The 20,226-nt window shown below is 47.4% G+C and carries 18 protein-coding genes and 1 tRNA gene; 2 read left to right on the top strand and 17 right to left on the bottom strand.

All coding sequences use genetic code 11. The annotated features are described in order from the left end of the window. Window positions 1–40: 40 nt before the first annotated feature. The 5 genes from ACTTKA_RS04325 to ACTTKA_RS04305 all read right to left on the bottom strand — a co-directional run bounded on the left by ACTTKA_RS04325 (window position 41) and on the right by ACTTKA_RS04305 (window position 6,916). Entirely contained in the window at window positions 41–1,210 is a 1,170-nt protein-coding gene (locus ACTTKA_RS04325) for an OmpA family protein (RefSeq protein WP_442724106.1), read from the bottom strand. 228 nt (window positions 1,211–1,438) lie between these two features. Next, complete coding sequence (gene rfbA / locus ACTTKA_RS04320) at window positions 1,439–2,329, bottom strand: glucose-1-phosphate thymidylyltransferase RfbA (RefSeq protein ID WP_442724105.1); 891 nt, start codon at window positions 2,327–2,329, stop codon at window positions 1,439–1,441. A gap of 4 nt (window positions 2,330–2,333) precedes the next feature. Further along, window positions 2,334–3,473 carry an adenylyltransferase/cytidyltransferase family protein gene (locus ACTTKA_RS04315; RefSeq protein WP_442724104.1) on the bottom strand — a complete coding sequence of 380 codons (1,140 nt, stop codon included), beginning with the start codon at window positions 3,471–3,473 and terminating at the stop codon, window positions 2,334–2,336. Between the two features lie 324 nt (window positions 3,474–3,797). Further along, a complete protein-coding gene (fucP, locus tag ACTTKA_RS04310; RefSeq protein ID WP_442724117.1) occupies window positions 3,798–5,108 on the bottom strand; it encodes an L-fucose:H+ symporter permease in 1,311 nt (436 codons plus the stop codon). A gap of 14 nt (window positions 5,109–5,122) precedes the next feature. Continuing rightward, window positions 5,123–6,916 (bottom strand): L-fucose isomerase, encoded by a 1,794-nt coding sequence (locus tag ACTTKA_RS04305; RefSeq protein WP_314694940.1) that lies wholly within the window; start codon window positions 6,914–6,916, stop codon window positions 5,123–5,125. Window positions 6,917–7,077: 161 nt separating this feature from the next. On the opposite strand from ACTTKA_RS04305, the gene ACTTKA_RS04300 reads away from it, so the two are divergent. After that, window positions 7,078–7,458: a YkvA family protein gene (locus ACTTKA_RS04300; RefSeq protein ID WP_314694939.1), complete on the top strand. Its 381-nt coding sequence runs from the start codon at window positions 7,078–7,080 to the stop codon at window positions 7,456–7,458. 2 nt (window positions 7,459–7,460) lie between these two features. Here ACTTKA_RS04300 and ACTTKA_RS04295 read toward each other — a convergent pair whose 3' ends face one another. The 11 genes from ACTTKA_RS04295 to ACTTKA_RS04245 form a co-directional block, all read right to left on the bottom strand. Continuing rightward, window positions 7,461–8,267 carry an MBL fold metallo-hydrolase gene (locus ACTTKA_RS04295; protein ID WP_442724103.1) on the bottom strand — a complete coding sequence of 269 codons (807 nt, stop codon included), beginning with the start codon at window positions 8,265–8,267 and terminating at the stop codon, window positions 7,461–7,463. Window positions 8,268–8,531: 264 nt separating this feature from the next. Then, window positions 8,532–9,122 carry an SH3 domain-containing protein gene (locus ACTTKA_RS04290; RefSeq protein WP_442724102.1) on the bottom strand — a complete coding sequence of 197 codons (591 nt, stop codon included), beginning with the start codon at window positions 9,120–9,122 and terminating at the stop codon, window positions 8,532–8,534. A gap of 207 nt (window positions 9,123–9,329) precedes the next feature. Continuing rightward, complete coding sequence (locus tag ACTTKA_RS04285; RefSeq protein WP_442724101.1) at window positions 9,330–9,554, bottom strand: hypothetical protein; 225 nt, start codon at window positions 9,552–9,554, stop codon at window positions 9,330–9,332. A 74-nt stretch (window positions 9,555–9,628) separates the two neighbouring features. Then, on the bottom strand, window positions 9,629–10,621 hold the full coding sequence (locus ACTTKA_RS04280) for a glycosyltransferase (RefSeq protein WP_442714101.1): 993 nt from the start codon (window positions 10,619–10,621) through the stop codon (window positions 9,629–9,631). Window positions 10,622–10,637: 16 nt separating this feature from the next. Beyond that, window positions 10,638–12,788, bottom strand: coding sequence for a S46 family peptidase (locus tag ACTTKA_RS04275; protein WP_442724100.1), 2,151 nt, complete (start codon window positions 12,786–12,788; stop codon window positions 10,638–10,640). After that, window positions 12,785–14,149: a TIGR00341 family protein gene (locus tag ACTTKA_RS04270; RefSeq protein WP_442724099.1), complete on the bottom strand. Its 1,365-nt coding sequence runs from the start codon at window positions 14,147–14,149 to the stop codon at window positions 12,785–12,787. Before ACTTKA_RS04270 ends, ACTTKA_RS04275 begins: the two co-directional genes overlap by 4 nt. Further along, window positions 14,146–15,660 carry a lipopolysaccharide biosynthesis protein gene (locus tag ACTTKA_RS04265; RefSeq protein ID WP_442724098.1) on the bottom strand — a complete coding sequence of 505 codons (1,515 nt, stop codon included), beginning with the start codon at window positions 15,658–15,660 and terminating at the stop codon, window positions 14,146–14,148. Before ACTTKA_RS04265 ends, ACTTKA_RS04270 begins: the two co-directional genes overlap by 4 nt. A 5-nt stretch (window positions 15,661–15,665) precedes the next feature. Further along, window positions 15,666–16,697 (bottom strand): Holliday junction branch migration DNA helicase RuvB, encoded by a 1,032-nt coding sequence (gene ruvB, locus ACTTKA_RS04260; protein WP_442714097.1) that lies wholly within the window; start codon window positions 16,695–16,697, stop codon window positions 15,666–15,668. Window positions 16,698–17,187: 490 nt separating this feature from the next. Continuing rightward, window positions 17,188–18,015, bottom strand: a complete 828-nt coding sequence (locus tag ACTTKA_RS04255) for a glycosyltransferase family 2 protein (protein ID WP_442714096.1) — start codon at window positions 18,013–18,015, stop codon at window positions 17,188–17,190. Between the two features lie 7 nt (window positions 18,016–18,022). Next, window positions 18,023–18,346, bottom strand: coding sequence for an Arm DNA-binding domain-containing protein (locus tag ACTTKA_RS04250; protein WP_442714095.1), 324 nt, complete (start codon window positions 18,344–18,346; stop codon window positions 18,023–18,025). Window positions 18,347–18,412: 66 nt separating this feature from the next. Beyond that, window positions 18,413–18,490, bottom strand: a tRNA-Pro gene (locus ACTTKA_RS04245). A gap of 314 nt (window positions 18,491–18,804) precedes the next feature. On the opposite strand from ACTTKA_RS04245, the gene ACTTKA_RS04240 reads away from it, so the two are divergent. After that, window positions 18,805–19,455, top strand: a complete 651-nt coding sequence (locus ACTTKA_RS04240) for a hypothetical protein (protein WP_442714094.1) — start codon at window positions 18,805–18,807, stop codon at window positions 19,453–19,455. Window positions 19,456–19,573: 118 nt separating this feature from the next. Here the strand turns inward: ACTTKA_RS04240 and ACTTKA_RS04235 are convergent, their stop codons facing one another. Beyond that, complete coding sequence (locus ACTTKA_RS04235) at window positions 19,574–20,200, bottom strand: lysine exporter LysO family protein (RefSeq protein WP_442724097.1); 627 nt, start codon at window positions 20,198–20,200, stop codon at window positions 19,574–19,576. Window positions 20,201–20,226: the final 26 nt, after the last annotated feature.

Raw genomic sequence — 20,226 nt, 5'->3', positions numbered from 1 at the left:
AGAAATCCACCGGCCTTTTTCGTTATAGTCTTAAGATTGATTATTTATCATCTGTATTCATGATAACCACACGGTTCCAAGCATTTTCAGCATACGGCTGAACTGTATCACCCATCCACTCGATAGAGATGTTGTCGGAAGAGACTCCGTATTTGTCGATAAGCTGTTTCGCAACCGCTCTTGCACGTCTTTCAGAAATGCCTTTATTGTAGTCCGGGTTACCTGTCTTTCTGTCTGCATAACCAACCAACTTGATCGGCAAGCTGTGTTTCTTCGCATATTCAGCTGTATTGAAGATGCTAACTTCCTGATGTTTGTCGATTCTTGCGCTGTTCAGACGGAAGTAAACTACGTTTTGCAGATTTTCACGCGGTTCTTTCACTTCCGGGCACTTCGGACATTCCGGACAGAATTCCGGACGTTTGCTCAACTCGGCGTTTTCAGCACGCAATGCGTTGATCTGAGAATTCAGGTCGTTCAGCAAATCGTAATCCATCGGCTCAAGTACTTCAAATTCTTTTCTTCCGAGGTTGAAGTTCAGACCCAACATAGCCTGTACCGGACGGTCGTAACGAGGACGTGCGTGAGAATCCCAGTTCCAGTGCTCACCCAGCAGGGTGTATTGTCCTTCGAGGAACAAATCCACACGTTTGCCCAGACGGAACATGAATTGAACACCACCGTTGATCGATGCAGACTCAGCTCTCGGGAAACTGTTGTTATTCTTGTCGCTATAACCCGGGCGAAGTGCGTAACCCAGACCTACGAACGGAATGAAGCGGAACACTTTCGATTCTTTGTAAGGAGCCCAGAAATTGGTTACATCCCACATGATGTCCACATGCGGATTGATCCACCAGAAATCTTGTGCGTTATCGCTCTTATAATCTTTTACATAGCTGTAATTTTTCATCTTACCGCCATTCACTTGCAAACGGAAGGCCATGTATGGGTTGTACCATTTACCGATAGAGATCGCTCCCGACGGGGCAATACGATCGGCAAAGTCGGCATTGCCGTTCAAGTCTCCAAACAAAATGTTTCCACCTCCGGCCAACGAGATAAACATGTTATCCGTTGCCTTGTTCTTCTTAAAGTTCGTTTTCGAACCGTTTTCGGTGCTGAAGCCTACCTGCGGCTGGTATTGCTGCGCAAAAACAGACAATGCAGCTCCGAATAACATCGCTAAAAGTAATACCTTAGTCTTCATAATCTATTCATTTTTTATTAAACAATAACCTATACATTAATATTATACTATTACATTTGCTAACGCACATTTCGAGGCAAAGGTAATTCTTTTTTTCTTCTAAACAAATAAAATATGTATTTTGTTCTGAATTTTTTTCAATGCCTTCGCTACTCTTTCTTGTGTTAATCACCAACGATATCTATGAATCCGTCTTCCCGTTTCTCATACGAGTGTTTGATGGATGTTCTACAGACTGTTCTGACTTTCCATCCATAGTTTCATCAGATACTCTCCATACGGATTTTTCATCATCGGCTCTGCATTTCTTTTCAACTGATCCGTACCGATCCAGCCCTGCCGGAAAGCTATTTCTTCTACACAAGCGATTTTCAACCCCTGTCGTCGCTCTATCACCTCTACAAAAGAGGAAGCCTCGGTCAGAGAAGCATGGGTACCTGTGTCCAACCAAGCAAACCCGCGTCCGAGGAGCTCTACTTTCAAGCGACCACGATCCAGAAAAGCCTGATTCACCGAAGTGATTTCCAGTTCTCCGCGTGCTGAGGGTCGAACGTTTCGAGCGATTTCTACCACTTCGTTCGGATAGAAATAAAGTCCGACAACGGCATAGTTCGATTGCGGATGTTCCGGCTTTTCTTCAATACTCAGTACGTTCCCTTGCTTATCGAACGTCGCTACGCCATATCGCTCGGGATCGTTTACGTAATAACCGAAGACGGTTGCATTTTGTTCTTCGCAAACGTTAAAAACTGCGTTTTTTAACATTTGCGTAAAACTTTGTCCATAGAAAATGTTATCGCCCAATATAAGGCAAACATTGTCTTTGCCGATAAAATCCGCCCCAATAATAAACGCCTGTGCCAATCCGTCGGGCGAAGGCTGTTCGGCATATTCGAAGCGGACTCCCCAGTCCGATCCGTCGCCTAACAGACGCTGAAAACCGGGTAAGTCCCAAGGAGTGGAGATAATCAGAATATCCCGTATACCGGCCAGCATGAGTACCGATATCGGATAATATATCATCGGCTTGTCGTAGATAGGGATCATCTGTTTCGATATCCCTTTTGTGATGGGGTACAGGCGTGTCCCCGAACCTCCGGCTAAAACAATTCCTTTCATCTTGTTATCCTCTTCTGATACGTATTTGAATGGCCTTTTCGATAGGCTGCTCACTGACGAAAACGAGATAGCCTCCGCCGCCCGCACCGCTTATCTTCCATCCCAATACCTTTGATTTATATGTTTCTAAAACAGTAGACACTTCGGAGACGATCATGTTGGGGAACATAGCCACCTGCGCCTCGAAACTGTCTGATGCTGCCTTTCCCCAAGCGATTACATCTTTTGCTTTCAACGCTTGCCAACATGCTTCGGCCGCCTGACTCAGGCGCTGTGCATCGGATTCGTTGATGCGTGTGTCTGCAAGTACGTCGTATTCGGCATGACGCGGAGACAGAGGGACAAGCCACAGACGTTCTTCGATCCATCCCAGCAGATCACGATCGGTTATCGATTCGATCGATTCCGGCCAGTAGTCTCCATTATAGTAGAGCCGGTTCAATCCCGGCAGCACAATACCCAGCGAATCCTGTGAGCCGCTGACGTATTTCGTTCCCGGCGGATTCTCAAAACAGAATAAAGTACGCGCCAGTTTTTCTTTATCCCCTTCCGGAATATCCGCCTGCCATAATTCGATTGCTTTTTTACGTGAGCTTGTCGACATTCCGCTGCGATCATTGAATTCGTAGTCCGGTTCGATGCTTATTGTCAGAACAGCACCGGGACAATACTTGCTGACGGAAGGTTGATCGAGCCATCCTCCGGCCAGATCAAGCCGATAAGGAATCAGACATTCTTTCCGTAACGCCGTTGTTGAACGAACGGGCAGACTGCCGTGCGGAATCCGTTGACTGACGATGTACCGAATGCCCAATTCTTGGCATAGCCGCTCCTTAGCCGGCGTATGTCCGTCGCTGTTGACAAAGAAGATATCCGGCTGCAAGCGTTTCAGATCTTCGACGAAGTCAAGCACTCCGCTACCGCTGTTCACCCATGCCTCTTTGACACTCTTTAGGGCTCTGACCATGTAAAGACGTTCGTCTTCCGTGTGAATCGTTTTGCGTGCTTTCAGTTCATGGATGGTTTTGTCGGAACCGATGCCGACATACAAGTCACCGTGCGTGGCTGCTTCTTCAAAAAAAGCAACGTGCCCGCTGTGTAGCATGTCGTAACATCCACTGACAAAAACTTTCTTTTTTCCCATTCTTCGTATTTCTTATTTTCTTATAAGTAAGTATTCAATATTCCATGCAGTAAAGCAGTAAAATAGTTAAGGCGTAAAGAAGAGTGAAAAGCACAAAGCTTATACGACCTTGCCACATTGCTTCTTTACTACGTTACTATTTCATATACGGGACAAATGTATAAATTTTCCTGTTTATATGCCATCTTTTCAAAAAATACGACTTAAAGTACAAGTGAACGGCACAACGATATTTTTCTATACACTGCAAAAACGGAGTTTCCCAGAGGAGGCACTAAATGCGAGCGATAACCTCCGGGAAACAATCCGTGATGTGTCTTAGTGTTATGCTACTTCCCTCGAGCGAAACGTACGAAGGCCGTAGGTGGCAATCACGACGAAACAAACCAGCGGTAAAGCGAACGACAAATTAACTGCCGGAAAGCCCCCGAGAGTGCCCAGATCAATGATGGCGGCCTGCAACGGCGGCAGCACCGATCCGCCGAGAATAGACATGATCAGCCCGGCTGCTCCGAACTTGGCATCTTCACCAAGCCCTTTGAGCGCAATACCGTAAATGGTCGGGAACATCAGCGACATACAGGCCGACACCCCCACGAGACAGTATAGCCCCTTGATATCACGGAAACCGATGACGCCGAGCGTCAGCAGACCACCTGCAACGGCCAGAATCATCAACAGTTTTCCGGGATTGAGATACCTCAGCAGAAATGTACAGATGAAACGGCTGCAACAGAAAATCACCATCGCGGCTATGTTGTATTGCTGACTCAACACTTCGGCATCTTTCTCTGCCATGCCCTGTTCCATAAAGATTCGTGTGCCATACTGAATGATAAACGTCCAGCACATGATCTGCACACCGACATAGAAGAACTGCGCAATCACCCCTTCACGATAGCGGGGACGCGAAAAGATGCGTCGCAGTGTCGGAAAGAAATCGATGGCGTGCGACCGGTCGGCGTTCTTCGGCATCTTTACAAAACAGATCAGGAGAAACATCGCAAGAATGACGACGCCGATGATAAGGTAAGGCGTGATCAACACCCCCAAATCATACTGTTTGACAGCTTCGAACCGAGCATCGTCGAGCATCGAACGTTGCGCCGTATCCATCGGGTCTAACCGTGCCTGAATAAATGTCATGGCCACGAACATCCCCATCAGCGAGCCGATCGGATTGAACGACTGGGCGAAGTTAAGCCGCTGTGTGGCCGTCTCCTCCGTTCCCATCGAAAGGATATACGGATTAGCGCTCGTTTCGAGGAACGAGAGTCCGCAGGTCAGAATAAAATAAGCGATCAGAAACGGGTAATAACTTCCGGTCATCTTAGCCGGAAAGAAGAGGAATGCACCGACGGCATACAGCGCAAGTCCCATCAGGATGCCGGCTTTGTACGAATATTTACGGATAAAAATCGCAGCCGGAAAAGCCATCGCAAAGTAACCTCCGTAGAATGCGACCTGAACGAGCGCTCCTTCGGTCACGCTGGTGCGGAATATTTTTGAGAACGCCTTGACCATCGGGTTGGTGATGTCGTTGGCAAAGCCCCACAGGGCGAAGCAAAACGTAATTAAAACGAACGGGATGACATAGCTCACCCCGTCCTTATGTAAGATCGACTGTTTCTTCATGGCCTGATCTTCGTTCAATATTTCCCGTAGAGCGGACCGTAAGTGCTGCAGGCGCGATAGTCGGATCCTTCCTTATCCATACCGAAGGCGTTCCATGAAGCTGGCCGGAAGATCTCGTCTTCTTCCACGTTGTGCATACAAACGGGGATCCGCAGCATTGAGGCCATCGTGATCAGGTCGGCGCCGATATGTCCGAAGCTGATGGCTCCGTGGTTGGCTCCCCAGTTGTTCATGACCGAATAGACGTCCTTGAACGGGCCTTTGCCGGTGAGTCGCGGTGCGAACCACGTCGTCGGCCAACCTTTGTCGGTACGATCATCGAGGATTCGGAATGATTTCTCGTCGAGGTCTACCGTCCATCCTTCGGCCAGTTGCAGTACGGGGCCAACGCCTTTGACGATGTTCAAGCGCATCATCGTGCACGGCATTCCTCCTTTGGTCAGGAATTTCGAGGAATAGCCCCCACCGCGGAAATATTCGCGATTAGCAGGCATCCAGGTCGTAGCGTCGAGGCAAGCCTGTGCTTCGTCTCTCGTGATCTCCCAGAACGGTTTCATCACCGGCTTTCCTTTCTTGTCGCTCTGCTGGCCGGAGCCGTCGAGGGTAGCCGCTCCGGAATTGATCAGGTGGATGATTCCCTGTGCCGCTTTGCCGGTCAGCTTTTTACCGGTTACACGCAGTACGGCTTCGGGACTCCAGTACGTTCTGACGTCGGCAAAGATTTGTGCCGTATTCGTCAGCAGATAGCCGAACAGCATAGCTGCTCCGTTGAGCGAGTCGTTCTCGGTGGCCAGAATGAATGGCGCGCGGATACCGCTCCAGTCGTATGACGAGTTGAGGATCGCCTCCGTAAAGTCTCCGTTCGGATAGAAGTCTGTCCATTGGCGCTGCCCTTGAAAACCTGCGACAATTGCGTTATGTCCGAGGGCTTCTTCACCGAACCCGAGCGCTTTGAGTTTGGGATTACCCACCATCAGATCGCGCACGATCAGGGTCATCTTCACAATAAACTCCCAATCTTTTTCGTGCTCGGCTTTCGTCTTTGCCAGGTCTTTGCGGTTAATGATGTCTTCGCCTTGCTTGCAATTTTTCTTTGCCCACGCCAACGCTTTTTTATATTCTTCTTTATCGTAAATACCGTTCTCCATGCGACGGATGATTTCGACCTCATCGACTCCTTCGCAACGCATACCGAGGTAATTCTCGAAGAAATTCGAATCGACGATCGAACCGGCAATTCCCATACATACGGCACCGACCGACAGATACGACTTGCCGCGCATCAGAGCGACGGCCATCGCCGCACGTGCAAAACGCAGCAGTTTGTCGCGCACATCGGCCGGGATGTCTTTCGCATCGGCATCCTGCACTTCATGTCCGTAGATGCCGAAGGCCGGCAATCCTTTTTGCGCGTGAGCTGCCAACACGGCTGCCAGATAAACGGCTCCCGGACGTTCGGTTCCGTTGAATCCCCAGACGGCTTTCACCGTGTGCGGGTCCATGTCCATCGTTTCGCTGCCATAGCACCAGCAGGGCGTGACGGTAATCGTCACTGCCACGTTCTCACGCCTGAACTTCTCGGCACAAGCGGCGCTCTCGGCCACCCGTCCGATGGTCGAATCGGCTATCACACACGCAACCGGTGTACCGTCAGGATAATGCAGTGTTTTCGTCAGCAGTTTTACGACGCTTTTCGCCATATCCATTGTCTGTTTTTCGAGTGATTCGCGCACTCCTCCCATTCGTCCGTCAATCGTCGGACGGATTCCGATCTTAGGCCATTCACCTTGAAATCTGTGTTCTCCCATGTCTGTTCAATATTTTTATTATGTTTCTAATGTATTCTCAAAAAACGTCGCCAATATTACACACGTTTTCCGAATCCAGCAAATCTTTCTTCCTTATTTCATCCTTATTCCGAAAATAATGTATTATCTTTGCCTTGGCAAAACAACAAAAACAGCCTGAAATGGACGAATTGAATAACGAAAATCTGCCCATTCGACGCCTCGAGGAAACAGGATCGTACAGTAAATATTACGATGACAACCGTTTTTGGCGTAAAGTCCGACGCATTGCTCGAAAAGCCGGAACGAGCGTGCTGCGTCCCGTTCTCTTACTCTATTATATGATGAAAAGCGAACATGTACCCTTGCGTGACAAGGCCTACATTGTAGGGGCGTTAGGCTATTTTATTCTGCCGATCGACCTCGTTCCCGACTTCATTGCCGGACTGGGTTATACGGACGATTTGGCCGTGATCGCCATCCTGATGAAACATCTTAAAGACAATCTTACCCCTGAAATAGAACTGCGCGCCGACGCTAAAATACGTGACCTGCTGGAGTAATTTCACGAATCGATCTCGAAGAGAGGGGAAGGCGTCATACGTTTGAGCGTAGTCAGATGTACATCTTTTCCCACCCGTATTCCTTCTGCCGCAAGACGCAAGTCGACCGTTTTGTAAGCCAGGTCCGGATGGTTGTTTTCGCGGCTCAGGTGGCAAAGCCAGATGTTTTTTAAAGCCGGAGTATAATGAGTTGCCAGGAACTCGGCTGTCTCATGATTGCTCAGATGTCCTGTCGGACTGGCCACACGTTCTTTAAGGAAGTCCGGATAACTTCCATAGCGCAGCATCTCTTCGTCATAGTTTGCTTCTAACACCAGATGATTAGCCATTTGTATATATTTGCTGACCGTGTCTGTGATATGTCCCACATCGGTAGCGACCGTCAGGCGATGATTGCCGCAGGTAATCAGATAACCGACATTATCACTGCTGTCGTGCGGTACTTCGAAGGCTTCGATCCGGAAGTCACGGATCATGAACGGCACCTCTTTCTCAATCACGCGGCGCGAATGCACCAACGTTTCTTCGACATACCGGCTACGGGCGATACCCTCATGTACGGCCTCGGTGGCATAGACGGGAATATGACAGCGTTCGCCCAGACAGCCGATCGTCTTGATATGGTCGGCATGGTCGTGCGTGACGAGTACTCCCATAATCTTTTCAAATTCGACGCCCCGGTCTTTCAGTACTTTTTTAATGGTTCGGATACCGATACCGGCATCGATCAGGATACCGTAATCGGATGTACCCACATAATAACAGTTTCCGCTGCTCCCACTGGCCAGGCTCAAAAAAAATAGCTTCATCTTTTTTCTCCCCGACGCAGATATTTACATCTGCATCCCATTTTTTTGGTCGCAAAAGTACGTATTATTTCCCTACGTGCGAAACCTCCGCCTTCTCATGCACCAGTTGTAACGAACCGTGTCCATTGACTTTCAGAGAGGTTTTTCACCGCATGGAGGCATCGTTTTTTTTTTGTCGACGATCTGCCGGCAAGGTTTGGAGGGAGGATGGCTTGCTTATCGGTTGACGGTCGGGAGATATGTAGCAGGTTGTTCGCAAACGACTTACGGACACGTCGTAAGCGGATTACAGCACAGCCATTCGTTTTGTATCCATCCGACGCAGGCTTTTCCCTCAAGCGAAACATACTTAACCTTCGACCATCCGACGCGGATGTCGACAAACGTGACCTGCTCCTCTTGATGAATCGTAAACGCGACAGGGCTGTTCGTGTCGGGGCGGGTATAGAACCTCAGCTGCTGGTTCTCGCCATAATTGCGTGTGTCGTTGGCCAGCAGCGATCCGTGAATCCACGCCTCTTTTCCGTCCAGCACGACCATTCCCTCTTCGGTCGTCAACTCTTCGATTTGGGGATCAATACGGAACCAGCCGTTCCACGCCTCAAGCACCTTTACGCTATACGCTTTTTCATCCATTTCCTCGAAGCGGAGCGTATGAATCACCTCTCCGCCCGGTATGCGGCGTATGTTCGTGCCGCTGCTGTCGGGGTCGGCGATGTAGGCAAAAATACGCATTTCGTCTGTCGGGTTAGTGTTCTGATACGTTGCCTTGAACTTTTGGGCGGTTGTCGACTGTGCCGTCGCCCATAAGGTGGCCGTCAACAGGATAGCCGTCATGAGAATAAAGCGGTTCATTATTTTTCGTTTTAATTATATTTGATTTCCCATACGCAAAAATACATCTAATTCCTATAACCGCAATAGGGGATTTTGTCTTTTCGACGTTTAGTTGTCTCAATGTTTTTTGTTTAACGGTCAGCTATCAGTAATCAGTCCACAATCCAACGCCTGCAAGGGCGCAAGGGTTGAAAGTCCGTTTTCACTTTTCACTTCTTTTGTCATTCAGAGCGAAGCGAAGAATCTCTTTTCTTTTCCGGGGCGGGATTCCTCACCGCGTTCGGAACGACAAGAGGAGGCGTTCGGAACGACAAAGGCGGTTATTTGCGTCCATTTGCGCCGTTTGCGCCGTTTGCGTTCGGACATCGTCTTTTGCCCCACAGGGAAAGTACCTTTCCAGCCATTGGGAAAGTACCTTTCCAGCCATTGGGAAAGCACCTTTCCAGCCATTGGGAAAGCACCTTTCCAGCCACTGGGAAAGCGCCTTTCCAGCCACTGGGAAAGCGCCTTTCCCAAAAGAGCGATTATTTGTAAACCCTTTTCAACGTTTCCAAATCTTCCAATCCGTGCTTCAGTATAATCTTGTCGACAAAAGAACGGATAAATCCAAGCCCGTAACCGAAAATCTGAATAAACGAAGCGGCGACCGACAGCCCCGCGATGCGGAGACTTTTCGTTTTCAACAGTGCATCGGCAAATAGAAGCACGAGGTAAGTCGCAGGAAATAACAAAAGCCATGGTGAAATAAGAACGGCCAGCAGCAAAATAACTATACTCCCGACAACGAACAATGCCGGCAAGGTATGCACCGGCTTGAGCGAATCGGGATATAACTTATAGAGGTTGATGCGTGCCTGTCCGAAGATATGTACCTGTTTGTAAAACTTCTTCAAATCGCCGCGACGCTTGTGATACACAAACGCATGGCGATAGAGCTTCGTGACGAAGCCGGCTTTGTGGATACGTATGCTGAGGTCGATATCTTCCCCATACATATCCTTGAAACCGCCGACCTTTTCATAAACCGCTCTCGAAAATCCCATGTTGAACGTGCGCGGCTTGAATTTCTCCATATTCGTTTTTCCGCCGCGTATGCCGCCGGTCGTCCAGAAAGAAGTCATGGCGTAGCTGATCGCTTTCTGCGTGGTCGTAAATGATGGATGCTCCCTGTCCGGCCCACCGAAACAGTCGGCATAATCTTCGGTCAGGTTTCTCTTAACCGTCTCGAAGTAATCGGGCGGGATGATGCAGTCCGAGTCGAAAAAGATCAAATAATCCCCTTTCGCATGCTTCATCCCGACGTTGCGGGTATCGCTACGTCCGGAGTTTGCCTTGACGATATAGTTGATGGTCAATTTCGAGCGGAAAGCCTCGACTTCGGCCGTGCAGGGTAAGGTGGATCCGTCTTCGACCAAGACCAGTTCAAAGTCGTTGCACGTCTGTTCGGCAAGGCTTTCCAATAGCTCCCGGGCTTCGTCCGGGCGGTTGTATATAGGAACAATGATCGAAAAAAACATGTATTCCGTTTGTTTGTTATTTAACCAGTTTCAGCTCTTCGAGCAAGCGAGGGCATTTCCCCCATTTATCAATCATCCAGAGCACATAACGGATATCGACGCTGATGGTGCGCTGTAAATCCGGTTCGAAAGCGATGTCGCCGCTCATGGCTTCCCAGTTGCCGTCGAAAGCCAGACCGATAACGCGTCCGTTCTTATCGAAAACGGGACTTCCCGAGTTGCCTCCGGTAATGTCGTTGTTCGAGATGAAGCATAATTGTAATCCGCCCTGTTCGTTTGCATACGGACCGAAGTCACGCGCTTTGACCATATTCAGGATTTCCGGCTGTACCCAGAATTCACTGCTCTTCGGGTCTTCTTTTTCGAGGATCCCCTTGTCGGTCGTATAGAAATTATACCATGCGGCATCGTAAGGGCGATATCCGCCGATTGTACCGTAGCTCATACGCATGGTGAAGTTGGCATCCGAATAGAAACTTCGGTCGGGATGCATCTCCTGCAATCCGGCCAAATAAAGGCGCTCGCCTTTGTCGATATCGTTGTCCCATGCAGCCACTTGCTGTTGTATATCGTACATTGCAAGCATGGCTGACAGCGATAATACGGCTGCCGGATCTTTCTTCATTACCTTTTCATACTGTTTCGGGTTCTTTAAGAGGGCTGACACCTTTTCGAACGAGGTAAGCATGGTGTTTCCGAAAACATCGGCGGCATATTTCTCGTAATCCCCCTTGTATTTTTTGTCTACCTTGCCGTAAATATCGGGAAGGAACGATGCGGGTACGCGCTCTTTCACGATCCTCATCATGGCCGCCAACACGTGTTGGTCGAGTGTCGGTTCGTAATCTTTGTAGAAAGCCTGGAGATCACCATTGATCCGCTCGTCGATTTCTTCGGGCGTACTGTTCTTTACATCCACACTGTTGATAATCCGTGCCAGACGAATAATCTCAGCTCCACCAGCAAAGGCTTCCATAAGATACGTCGCATACTTCTGATACTCGGCCGATGAGGTATAGCCTTTTTCCAAAAGATGAAGTACATCTCCGTATTCCGTTTTACGCGCAGGCATTTGATTGACCCATGCGGCAAAGGCTGCTTCTTCGCTCTTCTTCCGGTCGATGACGTCGAGCCGGGCCAGGCCACGGTTCATTCCGATCGAATTTTTCCAGTAGTTCGAGCTGCCCGCATATTTCGAAGCGTATTTAATGCGCACGGCATCGCTCTCCAGCATGGCTTTCTTCCAGATGTCCTGCTTGATTCCCCGTACTTCGATACGCGGCTTGTTACTGTCTTCGATACGCTGTTGTACACCCCATGAGCTGAGGTAACGGTTCGTGCGACCGGGGAAACCGATCGTCATGGCATAATCTTTCTCATCGTAGCCCTGCAACGAAATCTCGGCTACATAATCCGGTCTGTAGGGGCGGTTGTTCGCGCTGTATTCGGCCGGCTGATTGTTGGCGTCGGCATAGACACGGAAGACGGAAAAGTCGCACGTATGACGCGGATACATCCAATTGTCCGTGTCGCCTCCGAACTTACCGAGCGAAGACGGGGGCGCAAAAGCTAAACGCACATCGCGGAAGACGTTATAAACGACCAGATAATATTTGTTTCGGCTATAAAACGGAATCACTCTGGCGCTTAACGAAGAATTGTCTTTTCCGATCGAGTCGCAGATCGCCTGCCCGATCGAATCGGCCTTAGTGATGCGTTTGAACTCATCGTCAATTCCTTCGATCTGCGACAAAATACGTCCGCTCACATCAACCGTTTCTTTCAGGTACTGCACCTTCAATCCCTCGACGGGTAATTCCTCTTGCAGGCTCTGCGAAATGAACCCGTTTTTCAGGTAGTCGTGTGTTACACTGCTCAACTTCTGGATCGCACTGTAGCCGCAATGGTGATTCGTAAAGACAAGTCCCTGATCCGAGACAGTAATACCCGTACAACCACCTCCGAAAATAACGACAGCGTTGGCTATACAAGGATTGGTTTCGCTGTATAACGTTTCGATGGGTACCGTAAGCCCCAGCTCCTGCATACGCGCCAAGTTTTCTTTGTTCAACTCTTTCAATACCCACATTCCCTCGTCAGCAAATGTTTGTCCAACTGTTGTCAGTAGCAGCGCGACTGCTACCCAAATTTTGTTTGTTCGTTTCATTTATTATCGATTATAAGTTTGATATTCTTCTCTTTGGTACGAGCCGACAGCCATTGTGTCAGCTTCTTCCGATCTTCAGCTCCGATGTTCTGCTGAGTTTTTAAGTAAACGAGCATGACGGTATCCTGTTTCGACTTGTTTGTTTCCATGAGGTAAGTCTGCGTGCACGAAAGCTGTTCGATATAGGGATAAAGCACTTGCATTTCAGGCACCAGCGTGCGTGTCAGATTCGAGGCATGTCTATAACGATCAAGGCTTTGCTTCAGCGAGTCTATTTGAATGGCTTGCGCCTCAAGCAGGTCTTCACTGTTTTTATAGAGGTCTTTCATCAGCATCGTCTTCAGTTCATTGATATCGACTTCCTCGTTCCCGAAACCCTGTTGCACAATCAGATCGATGTCTTTCAGCCCGTAGTTGGGCATCTTCAACCGTACGGTCGAGATCATGATGTCGGGGATCGTCTGGCCAATCAGTACCACTTTGATTTCCTTCTTATCGCCCGTATTGGTAACCGAACGGCTTAGTATCTGCGTATTCGGAAAGTGTAACTCTTCATTGATAAACTTGCGAACCTGCTGATCGAAAAGTGTCGCTTCAAATACGCGGTAACTGAGGTAAATGCTTGGAACGATCGTGCAAATGACAATGATGGTCATATAGCGACGCACCGTCTCTTCCCGCTTTTTATCGATGAATGATTTGCGAGGATATTTTAAGATGCGCACAACTATATAGGTGGCGAAACTGATAAAAACAGTGTTGATGAAATAGAGGTAGAAAGCGCCGAAGAAATAACTTAAATTTCCGCTGGCCAGTCCGAAGCCGGCAGTACACAATGGAGGCATCAATGCCGTAGCAATGGCCACCCCGGGAATCACGTTACCTTTCGATTTTGTGGAGCTGGCCACGATGCCGGCAAGCCCTCCGAAAAACGCAATCAGTACATCGTAAATGCTGGGGGATGTACGCGCCAGCAACTCACTTTGCGCCTCGCTGATGGGCGAGATAAGAAAAAAAGCGGTTGACGTAGCCACACTGAAGGCCGTTGCTGTCAAATAGTGACGAAGTGAACGCTTGACCAGATCGAAGTCGGTAATCCCCAGACCTAATCCGAAACCCATAATCGGTCCCATCAGGGGTGAGATAAGCATGGCTCCGATGATGACGGCCGTTGAGTTGGTGTTTAACCCCAAAGAGGCAAGAAACACGGCGAAAATCAACACCCATAGATTTGTGCCTCGGAATTCGACCCCTTTCTTCAGCGACTCAATCGTTTCTATTTCATCTTCTTTTTCCTGTCGTACATCAAAATGACGTGTCAAATAAGTTTTGATTTGCTGGTATAAAGTATTTTCCATCATTTGATTTTTTTTATATGACTGAAATATCGACTAAGATAAGGGATTTCCGTTATAGGCAGGTCTCTCCTCATGACGATTCCCGTAAAAAATAATAACCACACCGTCCGGTATAACAGGCGTAATACGACCGAATCGATGAGTGGCAGCATGGCTGCCATATAACACACGGATGCAATAGCGCCATACGTAAATGCAGAACGCAGGTCGTAAGCGACAGGATAATATTTCTGTCCGACCGCATAAGAAAGCAACATCATCAGTAAATTACTGGCAAACGAAGCCCATGCGCAGGCCATAAATCCATATTGAGGAACGAACAGCACGATGATGATTATCGTCATGGTGCAGCCGGCCACGGAAAAGTAAGCTCCCCATTGCGTACGGTCCGTAAGTTTGTACCATATCGAGAGGTTGAAATAGATACCGAAAAAAAGTTCGCCGAGCATCACGATTGGAATGACGCGAAGACCTTCGTAGTACTTCGCATCCACGAAATGTTTCAGCAAATCAAGGTAGAACATCACTCCGAGAAAAATAAAGAGTGCGAAGATGATAAAATATTTCATTGCCTCAACATACGATTTTTTGTTATCGGCGTCTTTGTGTTTCGCGAAAATAAACGGTTCGTAGGCATAACGAAACGCCTGAATAAACATAACCATCACCACCGCTATTCGGAAACATGCCCCGTAAATACCGAGCTGTGAATCGGCGTATGCTTTGTCGTCGAACAGAAATGGAAACAGAATTTTATCTGCGGTCTGGTTAAATATTCCAGCAATGCCGAGGATAAGTATCGGAAACGAATAGCCGATCATCTTCCTTAGGCGTTGCATGTCCGGTCTGACACGCAAGCCGGGCATCATATCGGGCAACAGCATCAAAAAGGTAAAAACCGTCGTGAAAACGTTGGCGATGATGATGTAGCCCACCCCGTAATCGAGACGGTAGAACCATCCGATCCATTCGGGATAAGAGGCGTCGATAAGAGGACAGAGGACGAGGAAGAAGAGGTTCAGAAAGATGTTCAGAAAGATGCTCAACAGCTTGATCATTGCAAACCGGATCGCTTTATTTCGGTAGCGAAGGTAGGCAAACGGGATGCAACAAAAAGCATCGACGGCTACAATCCCAGCCATCATACCGATATATTCCGGGTGATCGGAATATCCGAGCGCTTCACTGACGGGAAAAAGAAACACCCACATGCCGAGGGCGAACAAGAATGACGTGACTCCTACGAAGCCAAGCGTCGACGCATAGACGCGCATGGGCTCGCGCTCGTCGGTTTTGTGGATGAAACGGAAAAATCCCGTTTCCATCCCCCCCGTAAGAAGAATGAGAAGCAGGGCAGTCCATCCGTAAAGATTCGTGATGATCCCGTATTCGCCGGTGTCAGTCAATACTCGCGTATACATGGGCACAAGCATCCAGTTCAGAAATCTTCCGATCATGCTGCTCAGCCCGTAGATGGCGGTTTCCTTCGCCAAACGCTTCATCCCTTCCGCCATACCGCTTATTGAAATAAATCACCGGGACGCCCCGCAATCGCTTTTCCCAGATGTTCGTAGGCGAGCGCCGTCACTTCGCGCCCTCGAGGCGTACGTTTGAGGAATCCCTCCTGAATGAGGAATGGTTCATAGACCTCTTCGAGTGTACCCGGGTCTTCGCTCAGTGCCGTAGCGATAGTAGTCAAGCCGACCGGGCCGCCATGAAACTTCTCAATCAGGAGCGTAAGTATCTTATTGTCGATCTGATCAAGTCCGTAACGGTCGATATGCAAAGCTTCCAAGGCATAACACGCGATGGCTTTATCGATCTTACCGGAACCTTTTACCTGAGCAAAGTCACGCACGCGTCGCAACAAAGCGTTGGCAATACGAGGCGTACCGCGACTGCGGCCTGCGATCTCTCGGGCAGCATCCACGGCACAACCGATGTTCAGGATGTTGGCGCTGCGAAGGATAATCTTCGTCAGTGTCTCCGTATCGTAATATTCGAGGTGCAGATTAATGCCGAAACGGGCCCGAAGCGGGCCGGTCAGCAGGCCGCTGCGTGTCGTTGCTCCGATAAGCGTGAACGGAGCAAGGTCGATCTGAATCGAACGGGCGCTTGGTCCTTTGTCAATCAGGATATCAATTCGATAGTCTTCCATCGCCGAATAAAGATATTCCTCTACGATGGGGCTGAGCCGGTGTATTTCGTCAATGAAAAGCACATCGTTCTTTTCGAGCGAGGTGAGCAGACCGGCCAAGTCGCCGGGCTTATCGAGTACCGGACCGGACGTCACTTTAAAACCGACATCCAGCTCGTTTGAAATGATGTTCGACAGTGTCGTTTTGCCTAATCCGGGGGGACCGTGCAACAAAACATGATCCAATGCTTCCTGACGCATGCGGGCGGCCGCCACGAAAACCTTCAGGTTTTCTACCACTTCAGGTTGACCACTGAAGCTTTCGAACGAGAGCGGACGCAGAGCGTTCTCGTATTCACGCTCCGTTTCCGGCATCATATTCCCAGCCTTATGTATGTCAAACTCTTCTTTCATCGTCGGACGCTTTCAATAGGCCTGCAAACTTACATAAAAAATATGGTTCATCCGGTATTTGGAATGATGATGTATCAGACATCTATATTTCCCATAGAGCACATACACCTATAAAACTTTTACTATAAGAACTTTGAGAAACAAAAGGGCACATAATGTAAGAGTTTGAAATCTTCACCTCACAAATTATAACTTTATATTTTTCGAAGGTCTATAAGTAGTGGGATTGGGGAATCACATGATAATATAAACAATTAATTATCAGAAATATCGACCCATCACTTCAAATTCAGAAAGGCCCAAAACTAAGACGGTCATCACCTCACTCTGGGACATCGTAAACTTACGGTTTCTTTTCTCTGTCCTGTTATTTTGCCATGAAAATTCTTTGACAGTTTTATCAAATTCGTTGAGCATCTGTTGTTTCAGAACCTTAAAGCCCCTTCCATACCCCTAATTTTAAGAAACTTTTTTCACATCGAATTTACGTTCATTTATCTTTTTGCTCCTCCTTTGTACGGAGATATTTATCCACGCCATCGGCAGCACGAATCCTTTTCTCTTTTATAGCATCTAAAGCTTTTTGCTTGTTAAAAGTGTCTTTACTTCGATCCTCTTTGTTGTGGTACAGATGATACACTACACCTCCAAATTTCAAAAATCTTTTTCTGACACCTGCATTTCTCATTCTGTATATGAGGTCTATGTCCTCATGTCCCCAACCGATATAACTCTCATCGTATCCATTAACTGTCAAAATATCTTTTCGCCAGAATCCAATGTTGCAACCCCTATTTGCGAGCAAGTTATTTTGCTTATAATAAGGAGCAAGGATATTTTGGAGAAAAGAGACACGCCACGCGTTGGCAGAGTTTGCAAATCGCTTCAAAAAAGACTTTTGAAGCCCGTGTTCCTGAATCATTGCAGACCCCTTCGAAGAAATCATCACTCTGCTACCCGCTACATAAGCCCCCTCACGAGCTACACGAAGATGATCTTCCACAAAGTGTTTTTCCGGGATACAATCTCCGTCGAGTTCAATAATATACTCAGACTCTACCACAGCCACAGACTGATTCAAGATAATACTTTTGCGGAAGCCAAGGTCTTCATGCCAAACGTGTTTAATAGCTATTCCTTGGGGAGCCTTTGCTTTCATTCTCTCGATCATCCCTTGGGTATCAGCCCTCGATCCATCATCTGCTATCACGATCTCATCCGGTAGCCGGGTTTGTGTGAAAAGAGCTTCAAGAACCAGTTCCAATGCTCTGGGCCAGTTGTAAGTAGCGAGTAAAATTGCTACATTTTCAGGTTGCATATCGTCTTCAATCTTTCTGAGTATTAATGTACTTGTCTAGTCCGTCCTCAGTACGTATCTTTTTGCTCACAATGACCTCCATTGCTTTCCGCTTATTTATCGGCGTGATCAAAAACGTTGTTTTGTCGAACTCGACAGGATCGACATATACGCCTAATCCATGATAGACCGTTTTTCCTTGGTTGACGAAAACAAGATAGATCGGACATGTGCCGTCAGCCTTTTTTCTTCGCTCGTCTTCTGTTACTTGGATATACATTTGCTCAATTTCAAGACCACGAAAATACACGTTATTACACGAAAAAGCAAGCATACTCACAAAAGTATTCATTCGTTTTAGGGTATAAAAAAAGCCTCAAAAGTTTCTACTATCATAACTTTTAAAGGCTTTTCCGGATGGTCGGGGTAGCAGGATTCGAACCTGCGACCCCCTGCTCCCAAAGCAGGTGCGCTAACCGGACTGCGCTACACCCCGAAATCAATACAATAATTTGTTGTTTTTATTGCGGCTGCAAAAGTACAAAAATAAATGAAGATCATCAAAAAAATAACGACAGATTCGTCGGAGTAACATAAAAGAGATGTTTTTCTACTTCTTGTAAGCCGGATTCGATAAGATGAAATAAAGCGCCCCTCACCGTTGAAAGCCGCTTTTATATGATATAGCCTGGTCACATTCGACAAAGACTTACACACTCAACAACAAAAACTTGGGTAAAAAAAACAACGAAATCATATTTTTTATGTAAGTTTGCCGCCGATTTCAATAACAAAGCAAAAAAAGAACAAATGAAAAAATTATTGATTGCAGCAGTAGCGTTAGTCTCTGCTTGGGGTGCTGTAAATGCACAGGATTTTAAGCCTGGTAAAGGGAATGTAACCGCCGACTTGTCACTTTTCTCAAAAGGTATTTTCGCGACTGAAAGTCCCGTAATGCTTAACAGTGGCATGTTGAAAGGACGTTATTTCATCTCTGACGGAATGGCATTAAGAGGTGCTCTTTCGTTAATGAATGATTCGCAAAAGGATACATCGGACGAAAATGTAACGAAGAAACAAAACAAAAGTCAGATAGGCATGCGTTTTGGTTTGGAAAAACATTTCAGCGGTACAGACAGACTTTCGCCATACATCGGTGCTGATATAGGTCTGGCATATCAGACGCAGTCTTCGTCTTCAGAACCTAAACAAGGAGACAAGACAAAAGTAGAAGGTCCGGGCACCTTTGGTCTCGGTATGGGATTATTTTTCGGTGCAGACTACTATTTTGTGAAGAATGTATATCTGGGTGTAGAAGCAGGACTGGATCTTGGTACCACATCGGTAGGTTCGGTAACTTACACAAGCGGTGGAACTTCTACAACAGGCCAAAAAGCAGGAAGCTCAAGCACTATTTCGGTAGGAGCTAATGCCGGATTTAAATTAGGTTTCGTATTCTAATCATTTCTCCTTTCTGATGTTTTGCAAATAAAGACCGTTTTATTTCGCAAAACATGGTTGCCCGAGATATGTACTCATATCCGGGCAACTTTTTTACAGACTCTGCAGCAAATCGCACTTACAATGCGCAAAAGAGGCTCACTGCAAATGGGACGGTCAAATCAACGAGTATACCATGCAGGACGGCTATAAAGACATAATCTTTGCCTGAATATTTTGTAATGACAGGCAGAGTAGTATCCATCGTCGTCGCACCACCGGCACAGATCGGAGCGAGAGGACCAAAGAATCGAACCAATAAAGGAGCCCCCAAAAGCGCCATCATTTCTCGAATAATATTAGTTATTAAAGCAATCGTACCCAGTTCCGCAGCCGATTGTACCCCCAATGAAACGGATTTCAGATCAGTAATCATCACAGACGATAAAGAATAATAGGCAAAGCCACTCGCTACGGCTAAGCAATCATAAATGCTCCATTGGGAAATACAGAAAGCTGCTAAAGTCGAAAAAAGGAGAGTGCCTATTATCGTAGCGACTGGCACCAATAGCAATTGCAAACGTACCGTCTTCAGTATTTGCATGATATGTTTATCACTTCCTACTCCTAATCCAACTTGAAGCATCAAAAAATAGAGAATATAACGTGTCGGATCATCCTCAATGCGAATATCGTAAGTATCTAATATCCAACCCATCAGACATCCAGCTACGAAAAAAGCAACAACAATAAGGCTCCCTCTCATCTGTTATCAAAAATATATAAATCAGA

Source organism: Tannerella sp. (assembly GCF_052170195.1).
Lineage (GTDB): Bacteria > Bacteroidota > Bacteroidia > Bacteroidales > Tannerellaceae > Tannerella.
This window is presented reverse-complemented; position numbering and strand designations above follow the sequence as displayed.

Coding starts and splice junctions, on each gene's coding strand:
- ACTTKA_RS04290 (WP_442724102.1), bottom strand. CDS start 9,122: ATGAACCGCTTTATTCTCATGACGGCTATCCTGTTGACGGCCACCTTA.
- ACTTKA_RS04285 (WP_442724101.1), bottom strand. CDS start 9,554: ATGGCTGGAAAGGTGCTTTCCCAATGGCTGGAAAGGTACTTTCCCAAT.
- ACTTKA_RS04275 (WP_442724100.1), bottom strand. CDS start 12,788: ATGAAACGAACAAACAAAATTTGGGTAGCAGTCGCGCTGCTACTGACA.
- ACTTKA_RS04300 (WP_314694939.1), top strand. CDS start 7,078: ATGGACGAATTGAATAACGAAAATCTGCCCATTCGACGCCTCGAGGAA.
- ACTTKA_RS04280 (WP_442714101.1), bottom strand. CDS start 10,621: ATGTTTTTTTCGATCATTGTTCCTATATACAACCGCCCGGACGAAGCC.
- ACTTKA_RS04305 (WP_314694940.1), bottom strand. CDS start 6,916: ATGGGAGAACACAGATTTCAAGGTGAATGGCCTAAGATCGGAATCCGT.
- fucP (WP_442724117.1), bottom strand. CDS start 5,108: ATGAAGAAACAGTCGATCTTACATAAGGACGGGGTGAGCTATGTCATC.
- ACTTKA_RS04240 (WP_442714094.1), top strand. CDS start 18,805: ATGAAAAAATTATTGATTGCAGCAGTAGCGTTAGTCTCTGCTTGGGGT.
- ACTTKA_RS04255 (WP_442714096.1), bottom strand. CDS start 18,015: ATGCAACCTGAAAATGTAGCAATTTTACTCGCTACTTACAACTGGCCC.
- ACTTKA_RS04235 (WP_442724097.1), bottom strand. CDS start 20,200: ATGAGAGGGAGCCTTATTGTTGTTGCTTTTTTCGTAGCTGGATGTCTG.
- rfbA (WP_442724105.1), bottom strand. CDS start 2,329: ATGAAAGGAATTGTTTTAGCCGGAGGTTCGGGGACACGCCTGTACCCC.
- ACTTKA_RS04315 (WP_442724104.1), bottom strand. CDS start 3,473: ATGGGAAAAAAGAAAGTTTTTGTCAGTGGATGTTACGACATGCTACAC.
- ACTTKA_RS04265 (WP_442724098.1), bottom strand. CDS start 15,660: ATGGCGGAAGGGATGAAGCGTTTGGCGAAGGAAACCGCCATCTACGGG.
- ACTTKA_RS04295 (WP_442724103.1), bottom strand. CDS start 8,267: ATGAAGCTATTTTTTTTGAGCCTGGCCAGTGGGAGCAGCGGAAACTGT.
- ACTTKA_RS04270 (WP_442724099.1), bottom strand. CDS start 14,149: ATGATGGAAAATACTTTATACCAGCAAATCAAAACTTATTTGACACGT.
- ruvB (WP_442714097.1), bottom strand. CDS start 16,697: ATGAAAGAAGAGTTTGACATACATAAGGCTGGGAATATGATGCCGGAA.
- ACTTKA_RS04250 (WP_442714095.1), bottom strand. CDS start 18,346: ATGAATACTTTTGTGAGTATGCTTGCTTTTTCGTGTAATAACGTGTAT.
- ACTTKA_RS04325 (WP_442724106.1), bottom strand. CDS start 1,210: ATGAAGACTAAGGTATTACTTTTAGCGATGTTATTCGGAGCTGCATTG.